The organism is Pseudoalteromonas sp. 11L1 (assembly GCF_055397545.1).
Genome location: NZ_AP041142.1, coordinates 1 through 21,362, shown reverse-complemented (window position 1 = coordinate 21,362; position 21,362 = coordinate 1). Strand labels below are relative to the sequence as shown.

The window sequence follows — 21,362 nt, the reverse complement described above, 5'->3', positions numbered from 1 at the left end:
GTTTGAGAGATAGCATGTTAAAAAAATTAAGTTTGTTATTACTGGCGGCGATAGGTGTCGGCTTATTCTTTTTTTATGACCTAAACCAGCTTCTTACCCTTGACGGGCTAAAAGGGTCAATGGCGCAATTTGATCAGTACAAAACTCAATCACCGTTTTTGGTGATCGGAGGGTTCTTTTTACTTTATATATTAGTGACCGCGCTATCACTGCCCGGTGCAGCTATTTTAACGCTAGCCGCAGGTGCATTATTTGGTTTGGCGCAAGGTCTATTAGTTGCCTCGTTTGCCTCAAGCATTGGTGCTACGTTGGCTTTTTTAGTGTCACGTTATTTATTGCGCGATACCATAAAAAAACGCTTTCCTGAACGTTTAGCCGCTATAGATACTGGGGTTGAAAAAGAAGGCGCATTTTACTTATTTACGCTGCGCTTAGTGCCTGTTTTTCCGTTCTTTTTAATTAATTTATTAATGGGTTTAACCGCTATTAAGTCATGGACTTTTTACTGGGTAAGCCAAGTAGGCATGCTGGCGGGTACCTTTGTATTTGTAAACGCAGGTACGCAACTTGCGCAAATAGAGAGCTTATCTGGCATTTTATCGCTGGATTTAATTTTATCGTTTGCGTTATTAGGGGTATTCCCGTTAATTGCAAAAAGCCTAATAAATGCAATAAAAAAACGTCGCGTATACAAAAATTACACTAAACCTAAAAAGTTTGACCGTAACATGATTGTTATTGGCGCAGGTGCCGGCGGCTTAGTGACAAGCTACATTGCAGCAGCAGTTAAAGCCAAAGTAACCCTAATTGAAGCCGGCGAAATGGGTGGCGACTGTTTAAACTACGGGTGTGTGCCAAGTAAAGCCGTTATTAAAAGCGCTAAAATTGCTGAGCAAATTCGCCACGGTGAACACTACGGCTTAGAAAACATGGCACCGCAGTTTTCGTTTAAAAAAGTAATGGCACGTGTACATAAAGTAATTGCCGACATCGCACCACACGATAGCGTTGAGCGCTACACAAACCTTGGTGTAGATGTTGTAAAAGGCTACGGTAAATTATTAGACCCGTGGACTGTAGAAATTAAACTTAACGATGGCGGCACGCAAACACTCACAGCCCGTACTATTGTTATTGCCACTGGTGCACGCCCATTTGTACCGCCATTACCTGGTATTGAAGAAACAGGCTATGTAACAAGCGATACATTATGGACTAAATTTGCTGAGCTTGAAGAAGCCCCTAAAAAGCTTGTTGTACTTGGCGGTGGTCCAATTGGGTGTGAACTTGCACAAAGTTTTGCCCGTTTAGGCTCAAGCGTTACGCAAATTGAGATGGCTGAACGCATTATGATCAAAGAAGACTTAGAGGTGTCTAAATTTGCTCACGAAGCGATAACGCAAAGCGGCGTAAACATTTTAACCTCGCATCAGGCACTGCGCTGTGAAGAGCGCGATGGCAAAAAACTCATTGTGGTAAAACATAACGACAACGAAATCGATATTGAATACGATGAACTACTATGTGCTGTTGGCCGAAGCGCACGCCTAGAAGGTTATGGTCTTGAAACGCTCGGCATAGAAACGAATCGCACTGTAGTCACAAACGAATACCTTGAAACACTCTATCCTAATATTTTTGCCGCAGGCGATATTGTAGGCCCGTATCAGTTTACACACGTAGCTGCTCACCAGGGTTGGTACGCAGCAGTAAATGGCTTATTTGGTAATCTTAAAAAGTTTAAAGTAGATTACCGTGTCATTCCGTGGACCACATTTATTGACCCTGAAGTAGCACGTGTTGGCTTAAACGAGCAAGACGCTATTGATAAAGGCATAGATTATGAAATCACTCGCTTTGAATTTGAAGAGCTAGACCGCGCCATTACCGACAGCGCAACCAAAGGCTTTATAAAAGTAATTACCCCTAAAGGCAAAGACAAAATACTCGGTGTTACAGTGGTATCTGAGCACGCTGGCGATTTAATAGCTGAGTTTGTACTGGCAATGAAACACGGTTTAGGCCTTAACAAAATACTAGGTACAATTCATAGCTACCCTACGTGGGCTGAAGGTAACAAGTACGCAGCAGGCGAGTGGAAACGCGCTCATGCACCAGAAAAAGTACTTAACATGCTTGAAAAATACCACGCATGGCGCAGAGGCTAATATGTTTAAAACACCTTTAAAAGCGCTATTGTTAGGGTCAGCTTTGCTTGCAACATCGTTTGCAAGCAAAGCTGAAAACATGCACGACAACTGGGATGCGTTATTAAACAATCATGTTGTAGCTATTAACCATGGTCACAGCACTGAGGTTGATTATGCAGCAATTAAGGCTAAGCACAGTGAGCTTAAAAGCTATTTAGATTCGTTATCGGCGGTTACGCAAAACGAGTTTGATATGTGGGAAAAACCAAAGCAACTTGCGTTTTTAATCAATGCGTATAATGCCTTTACTGTTGAGCTTATATTAACTAAGTACCCAGAACTTAAATCGATTAAAGATTTAGGCAGCTTTTTTAGCTCACCGTGGAGCAAAGAGTTTGTGCCATTACTTGGTAAAACGCGCAGCCTTGATGATATAGAGCATGGTTTAATACGTGGTAATGGTAAATATAACGACCCACGTATTCACTTTGCAGTAAATTGCGCAAGTATTGGCTGCCCTGCACTTCGTGAAGAAGCATACAATGCCACTGACTTAGAAAGCCAACTGCAAGAGCAAACGGTGCGTTTTTTATCAGATATGACTCGTAATATAGCGCAAGATAACACGCTAAGTGTGTCTTCAATATTTAAGTGGTACGGCGATGATTTTGAACAAGGCTTTAAAGGCGCCAATACGATACAGCAGTTTTTTATGCAATACCCTAAAGCACTCAAGCTGACACCCGCTCAGCAAAAAGCACTTCAAAATAACAACATGAAAGTTAAGTTTTTAGACTACAACTGGGATTTAAATGCTCGCCAATAAATTTTGGCAAACATTATCGCGATACAGCTTATTCTGTGTCGCCTTTTGCATTTGCCTTGTTATTAGTTTTAAAAGCCTAGCAAGTACACAATTACAAAGCCGTTGGCAGCAAGTTGAAAAGTTAGGTAAAGACCAAAGCGTATATTTTTATGCATGGGGCGGCGATGCGCAAATAAATGCCTATATTCAGTGGGCGGCTGAGCAAGTAAAAGCTAAATATAACATTGAGTTAGTGCATGTAAAGCTTAGCGACACCAGCGAGGCCGTTAGCCGCGTACTCGCTGAAAAATCAGCAAACAATAACGATAAAGGCAGCGTAGATTTAATTTGGATAAACGGTGCTAACTTTGCCACCATGAGCGAGCACTCATTATTACTTAAACAATGGGCTAATAAGTTGCCTAATTTTAGCTACACCGACCCTAGCAATAATCCCGCTGTTAATTTTGATTTTGGAATACCCACTAATGGAATGGAAGCACCTTGGGGTCAAGCTTCACTCACCTTTTACTACGACAGTTTAGCAATTGACGGCACTGCAAATAACACACTACCAATAACCCTAAACCAATTACTTAGCTGGAGCGCCCAAAACCCAGGGCGCTTTAGCTACCCAAAGCCGCCTGACTTTTTAGGCATGAGCTTTTTAAAATACGCGCTTGTTATGCTACATCAACAAAGCGATGACTCACTTAAAGCGCAGTTAAATCAGCCAGCTACTGCACAAAACACAGCTCAAATATTAAACCCGTTATGGAACTTTTTAAATAAGCTGCACCCAACACTTTGGCGCGGCGGTAAACACTTTATGCAAAGTGGTGCACAAATGCGCCGTTTAGTAGGCGACACCGAGCTAAGCATAGCGTTTACGTTTTCAGCACCCGAAGTGCCCGCCGCCGTTAAACGTTATGATTTACCTAAAAGTATTCGCAGTTATGCTATGCAAGATGGCAGTTTAAGTAACACCCACTTTGTAGCCATACCTTATAATGCAAGCCACCAGCAAAGTGCACAATTAGTGGCTAATTTTTTATTAAGTCCAAAGGCGCAAGCTCAAAAACAAAAAGCGCCTATATGGGGCGATAAAAGCGTACTTATTCAATCAACGCTAACACCACAGCAACAAGCCTTATTTAAAACAACGCAACCGCATCCAAGCGCATTACCCTTAAATAGCATTAAACGCACGCTAAGTGAGCCTCACCCAAGCTGGGTAAATGCTATTTTGCAAGGTTGGCAAGCGCGTTTTGGAGTAAGCCAATGAGTGTTGTTTCAAATAAGTTAGCAGCAAGCCCAACGCTTAAACCACATAAAAGCGCCGATATGTTTAGTAAATTAGTTACATTAAGCCCACGCTTTTTACTGGCATTGCTTATTTTACCTGTAATAGGCGGCCTAATTAGCGTGCTATTGCCCGCTTTTGGTTATGCGCCGGTACTTGAGCACACAACACTTGGCCTACATGGCTTTACTATGCTCATGCAAACACCCGGCCTAACACACATGGTTATGCTAAGTGTTGGCAGCGGATTAATAAGTACCTTACTAGCTTTTATCATTACGTTAATGATTTTAGGGGCATTTTTTAATAGCCCGTGGCTTAACCGTATTCAGCGTTTATTGAGCCCGATACTGGTAATTCCCCACGCGGCAGCGGCTATAGCGGTTGGTTTTTTAATTGCTCCTTCGGGCATGATCTCGCGTTTAGTATCGCCTTGGTTTAGTGGGTGGGAACTTGCGCCTAACGGCATGTTTCCGCATGACGCGTTTGGTATTAGTATAATTTTAGGCTTAACCCTTAAAGAGCTGCCTTTTTTACTGTTAATGGCGCTAGGTGTGCTTGCTCAGCCTGAGCTTGGCAAAAAACTGCGCCAACAACATCAAGTAGCGCTTAATTTAGGCTACTGCCCTATGACTGCTTTTTTTAAAGTGATACTGCCAAGCCTTTACCCATTACTGCGCCTACCCATTTTAGCCGTATTGGCTTATGCCAGCGCAAGTGTAGAAATGCCTCTTATTCTGGGGCCAAATACACCACCCACCTTGGCAGTCGCTATTATGCACTGGTTTAACGATGTAGATTTAAACCTGCGTATTAAAGCCTCTGCGGGGGCGTTATTGCAGCTTGCACTTACTGGGGGTTTACTAGCTCTTTGGCTTGGCGGCGAAAAAACTATAAAAGCATTATTTAGTGATTTACTTACCAATGGCGAGCGAGAATATGGCGGTGTTTATTGGCAAAAAATAACGACCGCATTAACAGTATTTGTAATTGGCTTTATTTTGCTCTCGTTAATTGGCTTAATTATGTGGTCGGTTGCCGGATTTTGGCGTTTTCCGGCGGCATTGCCCGATCAGCTCACGCTACTTCACTTTAAAAGTGCGCTAATGCAAATGCAAAGCCCGCTTTATAATACCCTTGCTATAGGGCTAGTTACTACGTTATTTGCCATTATTATTACCCTTTTGTGCTTAGAGTCAGAGCAGTTAAGTGCAAAACCCATGTCGCGCTTTACCTGCTTAATTATTTATTTACCGTTGCTTGTACCAAGTATTGCGTTTTTATTTGGCCTAGTGTGGCTGCAACAATTAGTAAATAACCAGGCCGCGTTTTTTAATGTGGTATTTACCCATTTATTGTTTGTACTGCCGTATGTGTTTTTATCGCTTGCGAGCAGTTATAGGCGATTAGACCCTCGTTTTGCTCATGTAGCAGCAAGCCTTGGCGCAACACCCTGCAAAGTGTTTTTACAAGTAAAATTACCCCAGTTATTTGCCCCTATTTTAATTGCGGCGGCACTTGGTTTGGCCATTAGCTTTGGCCAATATTTGCCTACACTTTTAGCCGGTGGCGGGCGCATAGCAACCATAACAACCGAAGCGGTCACCCTTGCTAATGGCGCAAGTAGGCGCACCAGTGCAGTGTATGCCATTATGCAAATGGCATTACCACTCATTGGCTTTATACTGGCGTGGGTTTTACCTAAGTACTTTTTTAAAAGCGCACATCGCTAACCCATAAATTAAAAGGTTTTTAATGCAGTCATCTTTAGAGATTAAAAATTGTGAGCTTTATCGTCAACACGAGCAATTACTAAGCTTAAACGAGCAGGTAAAAGGCGGCGAAATACTCACTATTATGGGGCCATCAGGCAGTGGTAAATCAAGCTTTTTAAATTGGCTTACGGGTACATTACCCAGTGGTTTTAGCGCAAACGGCGAAGTGTGGCTTAACGGTAAAAACATTAATAACTTACCCGCACATTTACGCCACATAGGCGTGCTTTATCAAGATGCGTTATTATTTTCGCATTTATCGGTAAGCGGTAACATTGCCTTTGCTATGCCTAAAGGCAATAAAAAACGGCGCCTTGAAAAAATAGAGCACGCCCTTGAACAGGTAGGATTAAAAGGCATGGCTAATCGCCACCCCGACAACCTCTCTGGTGGACAACAAGCCCGCGTTGCTTTATTGCGTATGCTATTAAGCGAGCCAAAAGCTATTTTACTTGATGAGCCCTTTAGCAAGCTCGACACCCAATTAAGAGTAGATACGCGCGAGCTAGTATTTAGCCAAATACGCGAGCATAAATTGCCCGCTATTATGGTAACCCACGATCATAGCGATGCAGAGGCCGCAAACGGCAAACTGATCACCTTAAATTTAGCCAAATAAACGCACAAAAAGTACAAGGCACCAAGCATGTTAGACAAATACATCACCCCAATAATAAAGCCACTGTTAACCCCCGTTGTAGCGTTAATGCACAAGCGCGGCATAACGCCCGACCAACTTACTGTGGCAGGCTTTTTAATAGGGCTATTAGCAGTGCCATTAATTGCGAATAAAATGTGGTACGCAGCGTTAACAGCTATTGCTTTAAATCGTATTTTAGATGGGCTAGATGGCGCATTGGCACGCTATGCAAATTTAAGTTCAAGCGCTGGCGGTTTTTTAGATATTACCCTCGATTTTTTATTTTACGCGGCAATTCCGCTTGGCTTTATTTTGGTAAACCCCGAGCAAAACGCCATTGCAGGTAGCGTATTACTGGCCACCTTTATAGGCACAGGCTCAAGCTTTTTAGCCTTTGCCATAGCCGCCGAAAAATTTAAGCTCGAAAAACCCCAGTTTAAATACAAAAGTTTTTACTATTTAAATGGTTTAACCGAAGGCACAGAAACCATAGCGCTATTTATTGCCTTTTGTATTTGGCCGCAGCACTTTGCCATAATGGCGAGTATTTTTGCCACTGCGTGCGCTATTACTATTTTTACACGTATACATGGAGGATATAACACGTTAAAACTCCAAGAAGCTGATGAGGTTACACAAGCCAATGAGTAATGAAATTTGGTGGCGTTTAGGGTTCTTTTTTAGCATTTTGGTTATTATGATGCTGCTAGAATCGCGTATGCCTGCGCGTAAATCGCCTATAAAAAGTAACACCCGATGGTTCGCTAATTTTGGACTGGTGTTTGCTTCATCACTAATTGCTCGCTTAAGTGTACCCATAGGCTTAACTGCCGTAGCGCTTTATAATCAAGAGCACGGTATCGGTTTATTTAATCAAATAGCCACACCAAGTAGTGTTGCTATTATTTTTAGCATGCTACTGCTTGATATACTTATATATTGGCAGCATAGGTTATTTCATAACGTGCCAATTTTGTGGCGTTTGCATCGTGTGCACCACGCCGATGCGCATGTAGATACCAGCACAGGTTTGCGTTTTCACCCTATCGAAATTGTACTCAGCATACTTATAAAATTGATTGCCGTTACCGCTTTGGGTGTACCTGCTATTGCAGTATTAATATTTGAAATTGCACTTAATGGATTAGCGCTATTTAACCACGCCAATATACGTTTACACAATGCAATAGAAAAACCACTTCGGCTTATCTTAATGACTCAAATACTGCATCGTATTCATCATAGCCAAAATCCCGAAGAAACAAATAGTAACTTTGGCTTTAGCGTAACTTGGTGGGATAGACTTTTTGGCAGCTACAAAACCAGCGCCACATTATCAGATAATAAACTAAACATCGGCTTAGCCCAATATCCCGACCCAAAACAAAACGCGTCCTTGTGGTATTTGTTAACGTTACCATTTAAAAAGTAGCAACTAGCCTAAACTAAGCAGAGAAATGGGCCTATTTCAGCTTAGTTTGTTACATTATCTAAGCTTTTGAGCTGCTACATTAACAAAAGCAGCTTATTTAAAGTAAACCAATTGTAAATTAAATAAACAAATTCTTGACCAAATTTGAAATCCCCCATATCATTTGTAAGCGCTTACATTTACCACACATAAAAATGTAAGCGCTTACAAAATGACAAAATCAACAAATACACTATATTCTGACAATAATCAGTTGAACGGGGTTCAGTTATGAACATTGAAACAACACGCATTACTCGCCTTTTGGCTGCTATATCATTAGCGTCTTTGGCTGGCTGTGGCGGCGATGCTGCGACAACATCCAATTTTGAAAAAGTAGATCCTGCCCAGCCAGTTTCAGATTGGCAAATGGTTTGGAGTGATGAATTTGATGGCACAAGCATTGATACAAATAAGTGGAACTTTGAATTAAACTGCGCCGGCGGTGGTAATAACGAAAAACAATGTTACACCGACAGTGAACAAAATGCCTTTATTAAAGACGGTGTACTAAATATAGTCGCCCTACCTGCTGAAGAAGGTGCAGAAAAACCATACACGTCAGCCCGTTTAAATACCCGTTACAACGCTGACTTTACTTATGGTCGCTTTGAAATGCGTGCAAAACTACCGTCAGGTCAAGGTAGCTGGCCTGCATTTTGGATGATGCCAACCGACGAAGTATATGGCACTTGGCCGCGCTCTGGCGAAATTGATATTTTAGAAGCGGTAAATTTAAAAACAGTCGCTGAAGATGGCACCGTTGAAGCAAATATTCATGGCACACTTCACTATGGTCGCGAGTGGCCAAATAACTCAAGCTCAGGCAAAGCTTATACTCTGCCTGAGGGAATGAATCCCGCAGATGACTTCCACACCTACGCTATTGAATGGCAAGAAGGCGAAATTCGCTGGTACGTAGATGGCTACTTATATGCCACACAACGTCGCTCTGAAGTTCGTTACAACTCTAAAGATGAGGCTGTTGGCCTTAAACATAAAGGCTGGTTTGCTGAATACTTTGAACAAGGTAATGGCGAACTTACCACTCACTGGGATAATGCCCCATTTGATAAAGATTTTTACCTTATTTTAAATAACGCCGTTGGTGGTGACTGGCCTGAAAATGTAAACAACTTAGGTGTTGACGCTGCAGCATTTGCAGAAGGTCAAAGCTTTGAGGTTGATTACGTACGGGTTTATCAATGCGCTGCAAATACTGACACAGGTAAAGGTTGTGAAACTGTGCGCCCAGGTTACGATAGCCTAGATGATACACTTGTTGAAGGTAAAGCCCCTGTACCTACTCCACCAAGTGATGGCATTGCAAGAAACCTTGATATATTCAATGGCACATTAAACGCCAACTGGATCGCATGGGATTGTTGTGGTGGAACCACACCAGAAACTATAACCGATGCTGAAAAAGGTGACGCTATTAAGTTTAACATTAACGATAATAACGGTACTGTTTTAGGTTTTTCAACTCGTGGTGGTCACTTCCCAGATGATTTTACCGGCACCTCATCTCCATTTGACGCATCACTCCTTCTTGATCTAAATGGTCGATTAACTTTTGATATGAAAGTAGTAACGCCGCCAACATCTTCGACAACTTGGCTATTAAAAGCCGAAGCGGGTGATGGCGGACCTAATACAGGCGATGTAGCGCTTAGCGATAGTGTTGAAGGCGTAACACCGGTTACAGGCCAATGGCAAACCTATACATTTCCGCTTTCTCTACTACAAGAAAGAGGCTTAGATTTAAGTGCCATTGATGTATTAATGGTATTCCCAGCATGGCAAACTGGCGAAGGCGCTGAATATTTAATTACCAACGTGGCTATTGAGGGCGATGTAGGTGAATCACCATCAGTAGACTTATTTACAGATGGACAAAACTTAGATTGGCCGATGTGGGATTGTTGTGGCGGCTCTACTCCAACAGAAGTTATGGACGATGCAGAACACGGCTTAACCGCAGAATTCACTATTGGCGAAGCCCCCACTGTAATGGGCTTTAATACTCGTTCATCTGCTGGTGGTAGCGGTACTCCATTTGATGCAACCAGCATTTTAGAAAATGGTTTACTACAGTTTGATGTGAAAGTGATGTCAAACCCAAATAACCCAGATGCCACTTGGTTAATGAAAATAGAATCTAATGAGGGTGATACCGCGGTAGAATTACCATTAACAGATGCTGGCGATGCACCTATTGTAGGTGAGTGGAAAACTTACACCTTTACATTCGCTGACTTAGCGGGCGCAGGTTTAGATGTAAGTGCCATTGACGTAGTAATGATATTCCCAGCATGGGGCACAGGTGAAGGTGCGGTTTACCGTGTTGATAACGCTAAGATGTACGATCCTAGTGCATCAGCAGGCGATGAAATCACTATTTTCCAAAATACTGCCGCAGATATGTGGAGCATTTGGGACTGTTGTGGCGGCTCTACCCCAACAGAAGAAATTGACGATGCTGATCACGGTACTGTAGCTGAATTTGTTATTGGCTCTGCGCCAACGGTAATGGGCTTTTTAGCCGACGACGGTATCTCTTTCGATGCATCAGCAATACTAGCTAATGGCGTTGTGCAGTTTGAAATGAAAGTGGTAACCCCGCCAAATAATCCTGACGCTGTATGGACATTTAAAATTGAGTCAACAGGCGCAGCAACAGCGGTAGAGCTTCCTCTTTCACAAAGCGTTGAGGGGGAAGTACCCGTTAATGGCCAATGGCAAACCTACACATTTACATTACAGTCACTGTTTGCTGCCGGTTTAGACATTAGCGATATCAATGTACTTATGATGTTTCCAGCGTGGGGGACAGGTGAAGGCGCTGTTTACCGTATAGACAACGTGATTATCGCTAACCCGTAATCCCTAATTCAGTGGTAGGTATTGAATTACAAGTACCTACTTACCGTAATAAATTAAGTAAAAGCAGAGCAATTATGAACACAAATAAGTTTAAAAAAAGCCCACTAGCGGCTTCTGTGTCACTTATCATCGCTGCAAGCACGCTGAATATCGCCCATGCAGCAGAACAAAATACTGTGGAACCTGAAATTGAAGTAATACAAGTTAAAGGTATTCGCGGTTCACTTATCCGCTCTATGGATATGAAACGCGATGCATCAGGGGTAGTCGATGCTATTTCTGCTGAAGAAATGGGTAAATTTCCTGATACTAACTTAGCAGAGTCACTGCAACGTATTACGGGTGTGTCGGTGAGTCGTGCAAACGGCGAAGGAAGCCAAATTACCGTACGTGGTTTTGGCCCTTCATTTAATTTGGTAACACTTAATGGTCGCCAAATGCCTGGAACGGGTAACTCACGTTCGTATAATCTGGAAAACATTGCCTCAGAAGGTGTTAGTGCCTTAGAAGTATTTAAAACTGCTCGTGCTGATGTGCCCAGTGGTGGCTTAGGTGCGACGGTTAACATTTCAACAACTCGACCTTTACAAAGACCTGGCCAGCATTTTTCGGCAACAGCTAAAGCTATTCATGATTCATCAAATGAAGCGGGTAGCGATGTAACTCCGGAAGTATCGGCTATTTATAGTAATACCTTTAGCGATGAAATGTTTGGTATTGGTTTTTCTTTTTCGCATCAAGAACGCGACTTTCAAAAGCAAAGCGCCAATATTCAAGGTTGGCAAGCAAATGTAGACCTACCTACTCTTGCTGAAGGTGATTTTATTGATCCACGCGCAGTAGATGCGCAAGGAAATCGTGTAGGTAATCACTTTTTTGCAAAAGACATGAACTACGCAATTGAAGATTTACAACGCGAGCGTACTAATGGGCAAATCACACTGCAATTTGCACCCACAGATAATTTTGTAGCAACCCTTGATTATACAGCAAGTGAGGCAACAACAGGCTCAGAAACCCTCGGCTGGGGTATTTGGAACGACTTTGGTAGCAACATTAATGGCTACGAGTTAGATGAAAATGGCACAGCTATTTATGCAGATATTAGTGGTAACGATGCATCATTTACCTCTAGCAAGAACACCACTGAAGTTAAGGCTCGTTCTATTGGCTTAAATTTAGATTGGCAAATTAATGAAACATGGCAAGTTGAGCTTGACTATCACGACTCTAAAAACGAGACAGATAACGGCGCAGACAAAGGTCTAGGTAGTGATGGGCAAGTTATTTTAGGTTCTGATCAGCTTGTAAATAAAATTTATGATTACCGCACTGGTGAAATTCCACATGCGCAAGTTAACTGGAAAAACGGTACTAGCGTATTAAGCCCTGGTGAAATTGATTCAAACTTTAGCCAGTTTATTCATTCACCTGGAGAATCAAATATTGAGCAGCTGCAATTACATACAACATGGATAAACGATAGTTTTGACATTGGTTTAATTGAAGTGAAGTTTGGTGGTTCGCGTACAGAACAAAATACCGGTGGTTATGAAGCATGGAGTGGCTTAGTTGGCGGCCCTGGTTTTAACCCTTCTTACACCGAGATATTCCCTGATGGTATGTTTACCCTTAATAACACTTCAGGACTATTAGACCAATTTGCTGGTGGTGGTAACAATTTACAACCTAACTATTATTATAGCTTTGATTTTGATGAAGCTGTAGCAAGACAAATGGCATACCTTACTGCTGATGTAACCGGTGGCGATGCCTATGCGCCTAATGCCTATCTTGATGGTATTGACAGTCAAAGCGCTGTTGAAGAAATTACCAACAGTATTTATGTTCAATCACGTTGGGAATTTGAAGTTAGCAATTACTACATAAAAGTAAATGCAGGTCTTCGTTATGAAGAAACCGATGTAAGTAGCTCTGTTCGTCAACGCGTTGAGCAACAAGTAAATTGGATAAGTGCTTCAGAGTGGATCACTCAATATGAAGCTGGCGGCGATGACAACTTCTTAGTTCAAGAAGGAAGTTACGATATTTTACTACCATCAATCGACCTAAGTGTTGACGTAACCGATGACTTAGTTGCTCGCGTATCATGGGGTAAAACTATGTCGCGCGCGCCATTGGGCGATTTAGCCGGTGGTCGTAGCCTTACAGGCAGTCCAAAACCGGGGGCACGAGTAGGTAGCCAAGGTAATACAGGGTTACTGCCATTTGAATCAACAAACCTTGACCTATCATTAGAGTATTACTATTCAGAAGGCAGCTATGCATCAGTAGGTTACTTTAAAAAGGACGTTGATAACTTTATTCAAACCACCATTACTCCAACCACCATTGAAGGCTTACATGATATTTTAAATGGCCCACGCTATTTACAAGCGGTTAGTGATATTGAAGCTCGTGGTGATCAAGCAACAAGCGATGCTATCTTTGCACAAATGCTTGCTAATGGTGATGGCAATGCAAACGGCCAAATTGAACCAAATAGTAATGATCCACTTATTACTTGGAATATTAGCCAACCACAAAATACCGATAGTAAATCAGTCGATGGTTTTGAAGTAGCAGTACAACACTTAATTGGTGAGACAGGCTTTGGGGTCGGTGTAAATGCAACGTTTGTTGACGGCGATGTTGAATTTGATACAGACAGCCTAGACCAACAAGCTCCATTAACAGGATTAAGTGATTCAGCTAACTTCCAAGCGTTTTACGAAAAAGAAGGTTTATCTGTAAAAGTAACTTACGCTTGGCGTGATGCATATTTAATTGGTGTAGGCCAAGCGCAAGGCTCTGCTGATGCACCACCACAATACGCCAAATCATATGGTCAATGGGATATGAGCGTAAATTATGACGTTAATGAAAATGTGACGGTATTCTTTGAAGGTATTAACCTTAATAATGAAACCGAGCAAGGGTATGGCCGTTACGAAGAGCAGTTCTTATTTGCTCGCCAGTATGGTCCACGCTACGCAATTGGCGCCCGTTATACGTTTTAAATTATCCCCTAGTTAGAAAGTTAAGCCGCTTGTTACAACAAGCGGCTTTTTTTATAACAGTTTAATTTTTTCTAATAGCTTATCGGTTGTCCAATCAATATCGTTATAGGCAATATCAGGTTTGTAGTAATCGCCCTTTCCTCTTGCTCTATTAACATACACTTTATTAGGAACTATCACTTTACCTAACCCTGAGGGTAACTCGGCTAATCGAACATCCATATACAGTGAGTCAGCACTACTTGGCGCGCCAAATAACTGAGTATTTGTAAATTGCTTAAATACATCAATGGCGTCAAGACACGCACTTGCACACTGTGACGGCACAAAAACAAGAACCTGTGTTTTATAAACACTCTTTGTCGCATTAAAGTCTTGGTATTTTACCCATCGCAGCCACTTCTCACGCTCAGTAACACTGCGTCATTGCTCTGGGGTTTGAGGAGTAAGCGATAATTCGGCCGTGCTCATGGTAGGCCTAATTAATAAAGGGCTCAATAAAGTAAGGTTAACAATTTTTGTCTTTATGTTTGCCTTGTCCTGAAATGTGTTTACACACTTAGGACAAGACACTAAAAACTTTAAAATAGTCCAAAAGTTAAAATGTATACCGTTGTAGTTTCTTCAGCAACTTTCAGCTACGCCGCCTTTGTAAATGCCCACCAGCCAGTCACTAAACTTATTAAAATTGGCATAGGAAAGTAAATAAAGGCTAGAACGCCAAATAACAAATTATCAAAACCATGTGGCATGACATAAAATGCAATCTGTTTCACCCAATATATCAACTCAACATACTGCGCTAAAAAACCATAAAACGATAAACTTAGAAGTGCTAAATAATTACTTATTAAAAACCATAGTGCGTATAAGCTAAGCAAACCAACGCCCACGCTGCTAATATAAGGTAACGCCAGAAAATAATAAAAAACAGCAGATGTAAGACTTTGTGAGCTGTACCGTTATGTCAAATAATATACTAACTTAGTTAATCACATCCTTTTGTCGATTTAACCAAGTGAATGTCACGAAGACTTGCATGTACTCCACAGTAAAACATATAATTGGAGCAATGGCCGTTTTCATCCTTTATACTTAGACCTTTCTCATCAAACGCTAGCTCAAGCTCACAGTTAATATTATATTCAGGTTCCTGTTCTTCAAACACCAGTTTTTTACCCTCAAGTGTTAAAGGTAATGGCTTAGTTACTCCTTCCAGCGGGGCCATGACAGTACAAATATGAAAGTTAAAACCCCATACAAGGCCTTCTGCAAAATACTTATCGTCTTTTTTAAATACGTTTATATAACTCGTCTTTAATTTAAAACGTTCATTACTATCGCTTCCATCTTCGTTGAGCATAGGGGTCGCAGACAGTATTTTTTCCACCTTTGAATAGCATCCTTCAAATGAGTCCGCATGTAAATATCCACTAAAGATCACACTTGCTATCATCAAAAACTTTAAAACTTGCTTGCCCCAGGCTGCGCAATTAACTTTCCTCAAAAAAACGTCCTTTGTCGTCTGTCATTTTTACTGGCAAGCTATTATCCACCATAAAATAGTAAAAACGAAGGTCGTCAATTAAATCTGGTGCAGTTATTTCAATATCTTGGTATGTGGCGTTAGTAAATCTAAATCTTAAAATATGTTCAAAACGCTTAGTTTGGCAGTACAAAATCTCTTCAAGCTCTGATATTTTAATCTTTATGTTTAGTAGCTCAAATTCACCATCTATAATTTCGATTGCCTGAGATTGCTCTTTGTTTGTAATGTACCACTGTGAAAATACTCTCATTAGTACAAATGCAAATAGGTATAAAAACTGATGCAACAATGGTTGCTTAATAAATATTTCTACCCAAAATAAAATAATAACTGCAATAAACGTGTTAAGACCGAGTGTCCAGATTAGTTTTGCACTGGGTGCTTGTTTATACCTTGTCAGTTTATTCATAAATACCTTTTAAAACGTAATCCTTAGGTGAGTATTGTTACAGCTTGATATAACCTACTTTTATTTCCGCTTTGAACCAAAGGGCCAAGAATTCTAGCTTCATTCATCACTATTTTTGACCGTCCGCTTATTACTCACAGTTGCCTGCTGGATGATAATCCATCCTATTAATTGAAGATCTAATAGAAAATATGAGCGATAACAATTTAGCTAACAAAATGATTACTCCACTGCGCCTTTGTTAATCGATATAACTGTACGGCACGACCATAAAATTCATGATTGCTATAATCTGTAAAGCCAATTTTCTTTGCTACTCTCAATGACGCAATATGCTCAGGTTCAATAATAACAACGACCGATTGATGAGTAGTTTGCGTAAACACATACTTTAAAACACCTTTAGCTGCTTCGCAGGCTAAGCCTTTATTCCAAAAATCGACCGCTAATCGATACCCTAAATTAGGCTCTTCGTTACCCGCGACACTTTGTGGGGAAATACCACAAAATCCAATCAATAAGTCGCTGCTTTTATCTATTAATGCCCATGGGCCCAAACCGTATGAGTCGTAGCATTGTAAACACCACTTTATAAAATCACCAGTTGCGGCTTCATCGCATACACCACGAATTGAATATTTCATCACTTCTTCGTCACTAAGAATTTTACTTAATGCCGGCACATCATCAATTGAAAACTGCCGAATAAGCAACCTTTGGGTTTCGCAAATTTTCACTCAAACCTCCTTGTAATTACAGCTAAAAACTTTCAAAAAACCAAGTAATTAAGGTAGGTCTCTCAGTTATTTAGTTCTTTTTATGTTCCGAATGTCACATAAGGTATCCAAATAATATGCCTACTAAAGGAAATATTATTAAAGATGAAATGATTCCATCAAAAAAACCTTGCTCACCTGTAAGGTGCATGATTAATTGAAATAAAATAGCTGTAGGAATTCCCCAGCCTAATGGGCCTCTTAGTAAAATAAAACGGAATTTAATAACGTTTATATTCATAAGTTTCCCTTGATTTAAAAGCCCAAATAATGAGCTAAAATCAACACAATGCTGATGTATTTCTTAGATTGACAAGCCTAACGTTTAAACAAATGATAGGCACTAGTGATTGTTTTAAATTAATGTTATTGAAAAAACACTTAACCAACTTAATTGAATACCATAAGTGATACGTTGGTAGGTACCAGGGTTACTTTGTAGTTTTATTGCTTTAGCCATAGCAAACAGATAATAAACTGTGGCGATAACAGAAACAATTGAAAAAACACGAAAGTATAGAGAGATAACTTCTGTGGTTGGACTAATAGCTATTAATATTGGTGCTACAACCAGCGAAAGTAACATAATAAAACCAGCCCAAGAATGTACCTTGCAGTTAAAAGTTGGATGTTTAGTAAATGGGTCAGCATCCATAGGAAAATAACCCGCAACCCAGGTACCAATACCATGCACTATAACTAGCCAACCAGCAATATTAACCAATATAGAAACATTAGCCAATCGCGCCAAATACCAGCCAAAAAAGCAAAATAGAAAACCTAAAGGATAATTATTAATTAGTGGTGACAGTTTTTCAGTTGGGCTTCCTGTTGCACCTAATTCACTACAAAATTGTTTAGAATGACTGTAACCTTCATAAAACCGACTTGCTACATAAACACCAATGAATATCCATAATGTGGCTATTAACCCTGAATAAATCGCAATCGTTTCAAACATCACCATAATCCTTTTTGTGATTAATTCACTAAAGCCTTTTTAAACACAGAGGAGAAAATGAGCCGGCTTCGAGTGACGAGCTGTGAGCTTGTACAAACAGCCTGAAACCTAGTCTTAACAGTAGAACCTGTGACCTTTAACCTACTCTTTCAACGCAGCGTCTATTTACCCTATTTGTGCATGATTCACTGAGGTTTTATTTCGCCTCATTAATAAATCATTTCTTTATCATTATAATTAACCACTAATCAAATGCTATCAGTATTAGTTTTAAAAAAACAAAGCGCTACAACAATGCAGCGCTTTCATTACTTATAGGTTGTTTATTTAAACTAAAACGCGTTATTAAAAGAAGCCAAGGGGATCTTCGCTGTAACTTACTAATAAGTTTTTAGTTTGTTGGTAATGATCGAGCGCGAGTTTGTGTGTTTCGCGGCCTATACCAGACTTTTTATAACCGCCAAACGCAGCGTGTGCTGGGTACATATGGTAACAGTTGGTCCATACGCGACCGGCTTCTATTTTGCGACCAAAGTGATAAGCGCGGTTCATATTACGGCTCCATACACCTGCGCCTAAACCAAATTCTGAGCCATTAGCCAATTCGAGCGCTTCGGCTTCGTCTTTAAAGGTCGACATTGAAATAACGGGGCCAAAAATTTCTTCTTGGAACACGCGCATATCGTTAGTTCCTTTTAATAAAGTAGGTTGAATGTAATAGCCACCATTTAGCTCATCGCTAAGTTGCTCAACATGACCGCCACTGAGTACTTCAGCACCTTCTTGTTTGCCAATATCTATGTAACTTAAAATTTTATCAAACTGTGCTTTAGAGGCTTGCGCACCTACCATGGTTTCGCTGTCTAGCGGGTTACCGCGTTTAATTTGCTTGGTACGTTTTAAAATGCGCTCTATAAATTGCTCATAAATATCTTCTTGGATAAACAAGCGTGATGGACAAGTACATACTTCACCTTGGTTAAAGTAGGCAAGAATGGCGCCCTCAATTGCTTTATCTAGGTATGAGTCGTCTTTTTCCATAACATCGCTAAAGAAAATATTAGGTGATTTTCCCCCAAGTTCTACCGTTGAAGGAATAATATTTTCAGCTGCGCATTTTAAAATATGTGAACCCACAGGGGTTGAGCCTGTAAAGGCAATTTTAGCTATACGCGTATTAGTTGCCAGTGCTTCACCGGCTTCTTTACCAAAACCATTTACTACGTTTAGCACGCCGCCGGGTAGTAAATCACCAATAATTTCCATTAACACTAATATTGATGCAGGTGTTTGCTCAGCAGGTTTAAGTACCACACAGTTACCTGCTGCTAGTGCCGGCGCTAGCTTCCATGCAGCCATTAAAATTGGAAAGTTCCACGGAATAATTTGCCCTACAACACCTAATGGTTCATGAAAATGATACGCCACCGTGGTTTCGTCTATTTCACCAATACTGCCATCTTGAGCACGCAAGCAACCGGCAAAGTAACGAAAGTGGTCCGCAGCAAGTGGAATATCAGCGGCGAGGGTTTCGCGAATGGCTTTACCGTTATCCCATGTTTCGGCCACTGCAAGTAGCTCTAGATTTTGTTCAATGCGATCGGCAATTTTTAATAAAATATTACTGCGCTCGGTCACTGAGGTTGTGCCCCACTGCGTTTTTACGGCATGCGCTTTATCAAGCGCCAAATTAATATCGTCTTTGTCAGAGCGGGGAATTTTACAAAACACTTTGCCATTTACAGGGCTAATATTCTCAAAGTATTGACCATTAACGGGTTCAACCCACTCGCCGCCAATATAGTTACCATACTGCTGTTTAAATGTGATGAGTGCGTCTGCTGTGCCTGGATTTGCGTAAATCATATGTGTGTTCTCTTGTTGTTGTTAGCTAAAAGTCTAAGCCGAAATACCAGCAACTTGTTAGAGTAATGTAGCTAGTTGCTTTATATTTAATCGGTATTGATTGACATTAGACTATTAAGCGCTTAAAAACTTGATTAGCAGTCCAAAAAAATTGTCTGTGAGTCCAAACGATTTAATCATTAAAAAGGCTGATTATGTATTCGTCGCAGTTAAATAAAAAACGCCAACAACTTGATGTACTTATTGAAAACAAAGTGAGCTTTGCTGCCGACAACAGCGAACTGAGTATTTATGATACTTATAAAAGTGCGCAAAAAGTGGCGCTGCATTCAAACGAATTATTATTTTGTGCCATGCTCAGTGGCAAAAAAATTATGCATGTTGAGAATAGTCAGTATCATAAAGCGTTTTTACCACACGAATCGTTTGTATTAGCGCCCGAGCAAGGGGTGCTGATTGATTTTCCTCAGGCAACTATCAACTCACCTACCACCTGTTTAGCGATTGAAATCAGCACCGATAAAATAACCAATGTGGCTAATGCACTTAATATGCAGCAAAACTTTGCTAGTGATGCCTTGTTTGAATACAGCCCTAATTTAGTGCATACCCAACATAATACGCAAACTCAGCAGTTATTAGAGCGAATGGTGCATTTATTTAGTGAGCAAGGCGCCGAGCGACACTACTTAATTGATTTATCGTTAAACGAATTGATCACCCGTTTATTACAACAACAAAGCCGTGATTTATTGCTGGCAAACTGTGACAAGCTACGCCTAAAAAGTAACGTGAGTGATGCACTACATTATATTGAAGAGCATTTAAGCGACACACTCGACATAGACACCTTGTGCAAAATAACTTGTATGAGTCGTAGTAAGTTTTACCAGCAATTTAAACTCGCTTTTGGCACAAGCCCTGCACTTTGGCAGCAACAACTTAGACTTAAAAAAGCCCGCACGCTTTTATTAGAAGGCCAAGCTATAAGTAAAGTGTGCTACGACCTTGGTTTTAATAACGCCAGTCATTTTAGCCGTTTATTTAAGCAAACCTTTGGGATTGCACCTAAACAGTGTCGGCATTAATAGCTAATGCTTTACTAAGTGGTTAAAAGCGCAGTCATATTTTAATAACCACACTATAATAGCTTGAAATACATAAACTTACACCTGCCAGCAACCACACTACGCCGTAGTTATGCCATAAGGAAGCGTTATTGTAAACTTTATGAGGGTTGTGCTTATCCACCAATAGCGTGCATTGCTTACCCTGCTTAAAACGCCACATCATATTTTCGTTATAATCAATTAGTATACTGCACACTTGATCATCAAAACGAAAACTCACTAGCATCGTTGGCTGATGTAAAAGCTCTGGCGCTGTTATTTGATTATTTGTCGCTGCTGTTATTTGTTCTATGTTACACACTCGCCAATGGCGTTTATTAACTTTACATTTTAACCAACGAACAAGTGGCAACAAGCCTATTAGTATAAATACAACCCCTAACCCTAGAAGTACCATACATTCACCTTCATTTTAATTAATTTTTTGGTAAACAAAATGAGTAAATAAATCACTCAACGTTGTATCTACTGATTTAAATACTGTTATTTTTTATCTACTTTTTCGAACAGGTATATTTTGTTTGGCTAAATAAGCCAGTTCAACACACGGCAAGCTCAGTAAATATACCTTCTTGCATTGATAACAATAACTTACCAGTTTCATTTAATATATTAATTACT

The 21,362-nt window shown here is 40.6% G+C and carries 17 protein-coding genes and 1 pseudogene; 10 read left to right on the top strand and 8 right to left on the bottom strand.

The annotated features are described in order from the left end of the window. The first annotated feature begins 14 nt into the window (after nucleotides 1–14). The 9 genes from ACZ5WS_RS15860 (at nucleotide 15) to ACZ5WS_RS15820 (ending at nucleotide 14,050) form a co-directional block, all read left to right on the top strand. Nucleotides 15–2,168, top strand: a complete 2,154-nt coding sequence (locus tag ACZ5WS_RS15860) for an FAD-dependent oxidoreductase (protein WP_464711900.1) — start codon at nucleotides 15–17, stop codon at nucleotides 2,166–2,168. Between the two features lies 1 nt (nucleotide 2,169). Then, nucleotides 2,170–2,976 carry a DUF547 domain-containing protein gene (locus ACZ5WS_RS15855; RefSeq protein WP_464711899.1) on the top strand — a complete coding sequence of 269 codons (807 nt, stop codon included), beginning with the start codon at nucleotides 2,170–2,172 and terminating at the stop codon, nucleotides 2,974–2,976. Beyond that, nucleotides 2,963–4,240 (top strand): ABC transporter substrate-binding protein, encoded by a 1,278-nt coding sequence (locus ACZ5WS_RS15850; RefSeq protein ID WP_464711898.1) that lies wholly within the window; start codon nucleotides 2,963–2,965, stop codon nucleotides 4,238–4,240. The genes ACZ5WS_RS15855 and ACZ5WS_RS15850 overlap by 14 nt, the downstream gene beginning before the upstream one ends. Further along, on the top strand, nucleotides 4,237–5,991 hold the full coding sequence (locus ACZ5WS_RS15845; protein ID WP_464711896.1) for an ABC transporter permease: 1,755 nt from the start codon (nucleotides 4,237–4,239) through the stop codon (nucleotides 5,989–5,991). Before ACZ5WS_RS15850 ends, ACZ5WS_RS15845 begins: the two co-directional genes overlap by 4 nt. A gap of 22 nt (nucleotides 5,992–6,013) precedes the next feature. Next, nucleotides 6,014–6,652, top strand: coding sequence for an ATP-binding cassette domain-containing protein (locus ACZ5WS_RS15840; RefSeq protein WP_178956894.1), 639 nt, complete (start codon nucleotides 6,014–6,016; stop codon nucleotides 6,650–6,652). Nucleotides 6,653–6,679: 27 nt separating this feature from the next. Continuing rightward, on the top strand, nucleotides 6,680–7,324 hold the full coding sequence (locus tag ACZ5WS_RS15835; protein ID WP_464711894.1) for a CDP-alcohol phosphatidyltransferase family protein: 645 nt from the start codon (nucleotides 6,680–6,682) through the stop codon (nucleotides 7,322–7,324). After that, a complete protein-coding gene (locus ACZ5WS_RS15830; RefSeq protein ID WP_464711892.1) occupies nucleotides 7,317–8,105 on the top strand; it encodes a sterol desaturase family protein in 789 nt (262 codons plus the stop codon). Before ACZ5WS_RS15835 ends, ACZ5WS_RS15830 begins: the two co-directional genes overlap by 8 nt. Nucleotides 8,106–8,375: 270 nt before the next feature. Then, complete coding sequence (locus tag ACZ5WS_RS15825) at nucleotides 8,376–11,030, top strand: family 16 glycosylhydrolase (protein ID WP_464711891.1); 2,655 nt, start codon at nucleotides 8,376–8,378, stop codon at nucleotides 11,028–11,030. A gap of 74 nt (nucleotides 11,031–11,104) precedes the next feature. Next, a complete protein-coding gene (locus ACZ5WS_RS15820; RefSeq protein ID WP_464711889.1) occupies nucleotides 11,105–14,050 on the top strand; it encodes a TonB-dependent receptor in 2,946 nt (981 codons plus the stop codon). A gap of 51 nt (nucleotides 14,051–14,101) precedes the next feature. Here the strand turns inward: ACZ5WS_RS15820 and ACZ5WS_RS15815 are convergent. The 7 genes and pseudogenes from ACZ5WS_RS15815 to exaC all read right to left on the bottom strand — a co-directional run. Then, nucleotides 14,102–14,407, bottom strand: a pseudogene (locus tag ACZ5WS_RS15815) (S41 family peptidase); the annotation flags it as partial. Between the two features lie 631 nt (nucleotides 14,408–15,038). After that, nucleotides 15,039–15,440: a hypothetical protein gene (locus ACZ5WS_RS15810; protein ID WP_464711887.1), complete on the bottom strand. Its 402-nt coding sequence runs from the start codon at nucleotides 15,438–15,440 to the stop codon at nucleotides 15,039–15,041. Between the two features lie 103 nt (nucleotides 15,441–15,543). Then, a complete protein-coding gene (locus tag ACZ5WS_RS15805) occupies nucleotides 15,544–16,008 on the bottom strand; it encodes a hypothetical protein (protein WP_464711885.1) in 465 nt (154 codons plus the stop codon). Nucleotides 16,009–16,214: 206 nt separating this feature from the next. After that, a complete protein-coding gene (locus tag ACZ5WS_RS15800) occupies nucleotides 16,215–16,745 on the bottom strand; it encodes a GNAT family N-acetyltransferase (RefSeq protein WP_464711884.1) in 531 nt (176 codons plus the stop codon). A 94-nt stretch (nucleotides 16,746–16,839) separates the two neighbouring features. Then, the gene (locus tag ACZ5WS_RS15795; protein WP_464711883.1) at nucleotides 16,840–17,025 is read right to left on the bottom strand and encodes a hypothetical protein; all 186 of its coding nucleotides are present in this window, start codon (nucleotides 17,023–17,025) and stop codon (nucleotides 16,840–16,842) included. A 114-nt stretch (nucleotides 17,026–17,139) separates the two neighbouring features. After that, on the bottom strand, nucleotides 17,140–17,745 hold the full coding sequence (locus tag ACZ5WS_RS15790; protein WP_464711881.1) for a DUF998 domain-containing protein: 606 nt from the start codon (nucleotides 17,743–17,745) through the stop codon (nucleotides 17,140–17,142). Between the two features lie 345 nt (nucleotides 17,746–18,090). Beyond that, nucleotides 18,091–19,611: an acetaldehyde dehydrogenase ExaC gene (exaC, locus tag ACZ5WS_RS15785; RefSeq protein ID WP_178956903.1), complete on the bottom strand. Its 1,521-nt coding sequence runs from the start codon at nucleotides 19,609–19,611 to the stop codon at nucleotides 18,091–18,093. A 194-nt stretch (nucleotides 19,612–19,805) separates the two neighbouring features. On the opposite strand from exaC, the gene ACZ5WS_RS15780 reads away from it, so the two are divergent. Next, nucleotides 19,806–20,699 carry an AraC family transcriptional regulator gene (locus tag ACZ5WS_RS15780; protein ID WP_178956904.1) on the top strand — a complete coding sequence of 298 codons (894 nt, stop codon included), beginning with the start codon at nucleotides 19,806–19,808 and terminating at the stop codon, nucleotides 20,697–20,699. 34 nt (nucleotides 20,700–20,733) lie between these two features. Here the strand turns inward: ACZ5WS_RS15780 and ACZ5WS_RS15775 are convergent, their stop codons facing one another. Then, nucleotides 20,734–21,138 (bottom strand): hypothetical protein, encoded by a 405-nt coding sequence (locus tag ACZ5WS_RS15775; RefSeq protein WP_464711879.1) that lies wholly within the window; start codon nucleotides 21,136–21,138, stop codon nucleotides 20,734–20,736. Between the last annotated feature and the right edge of the window lie 224 nt (nucleotides 21,139–21,362).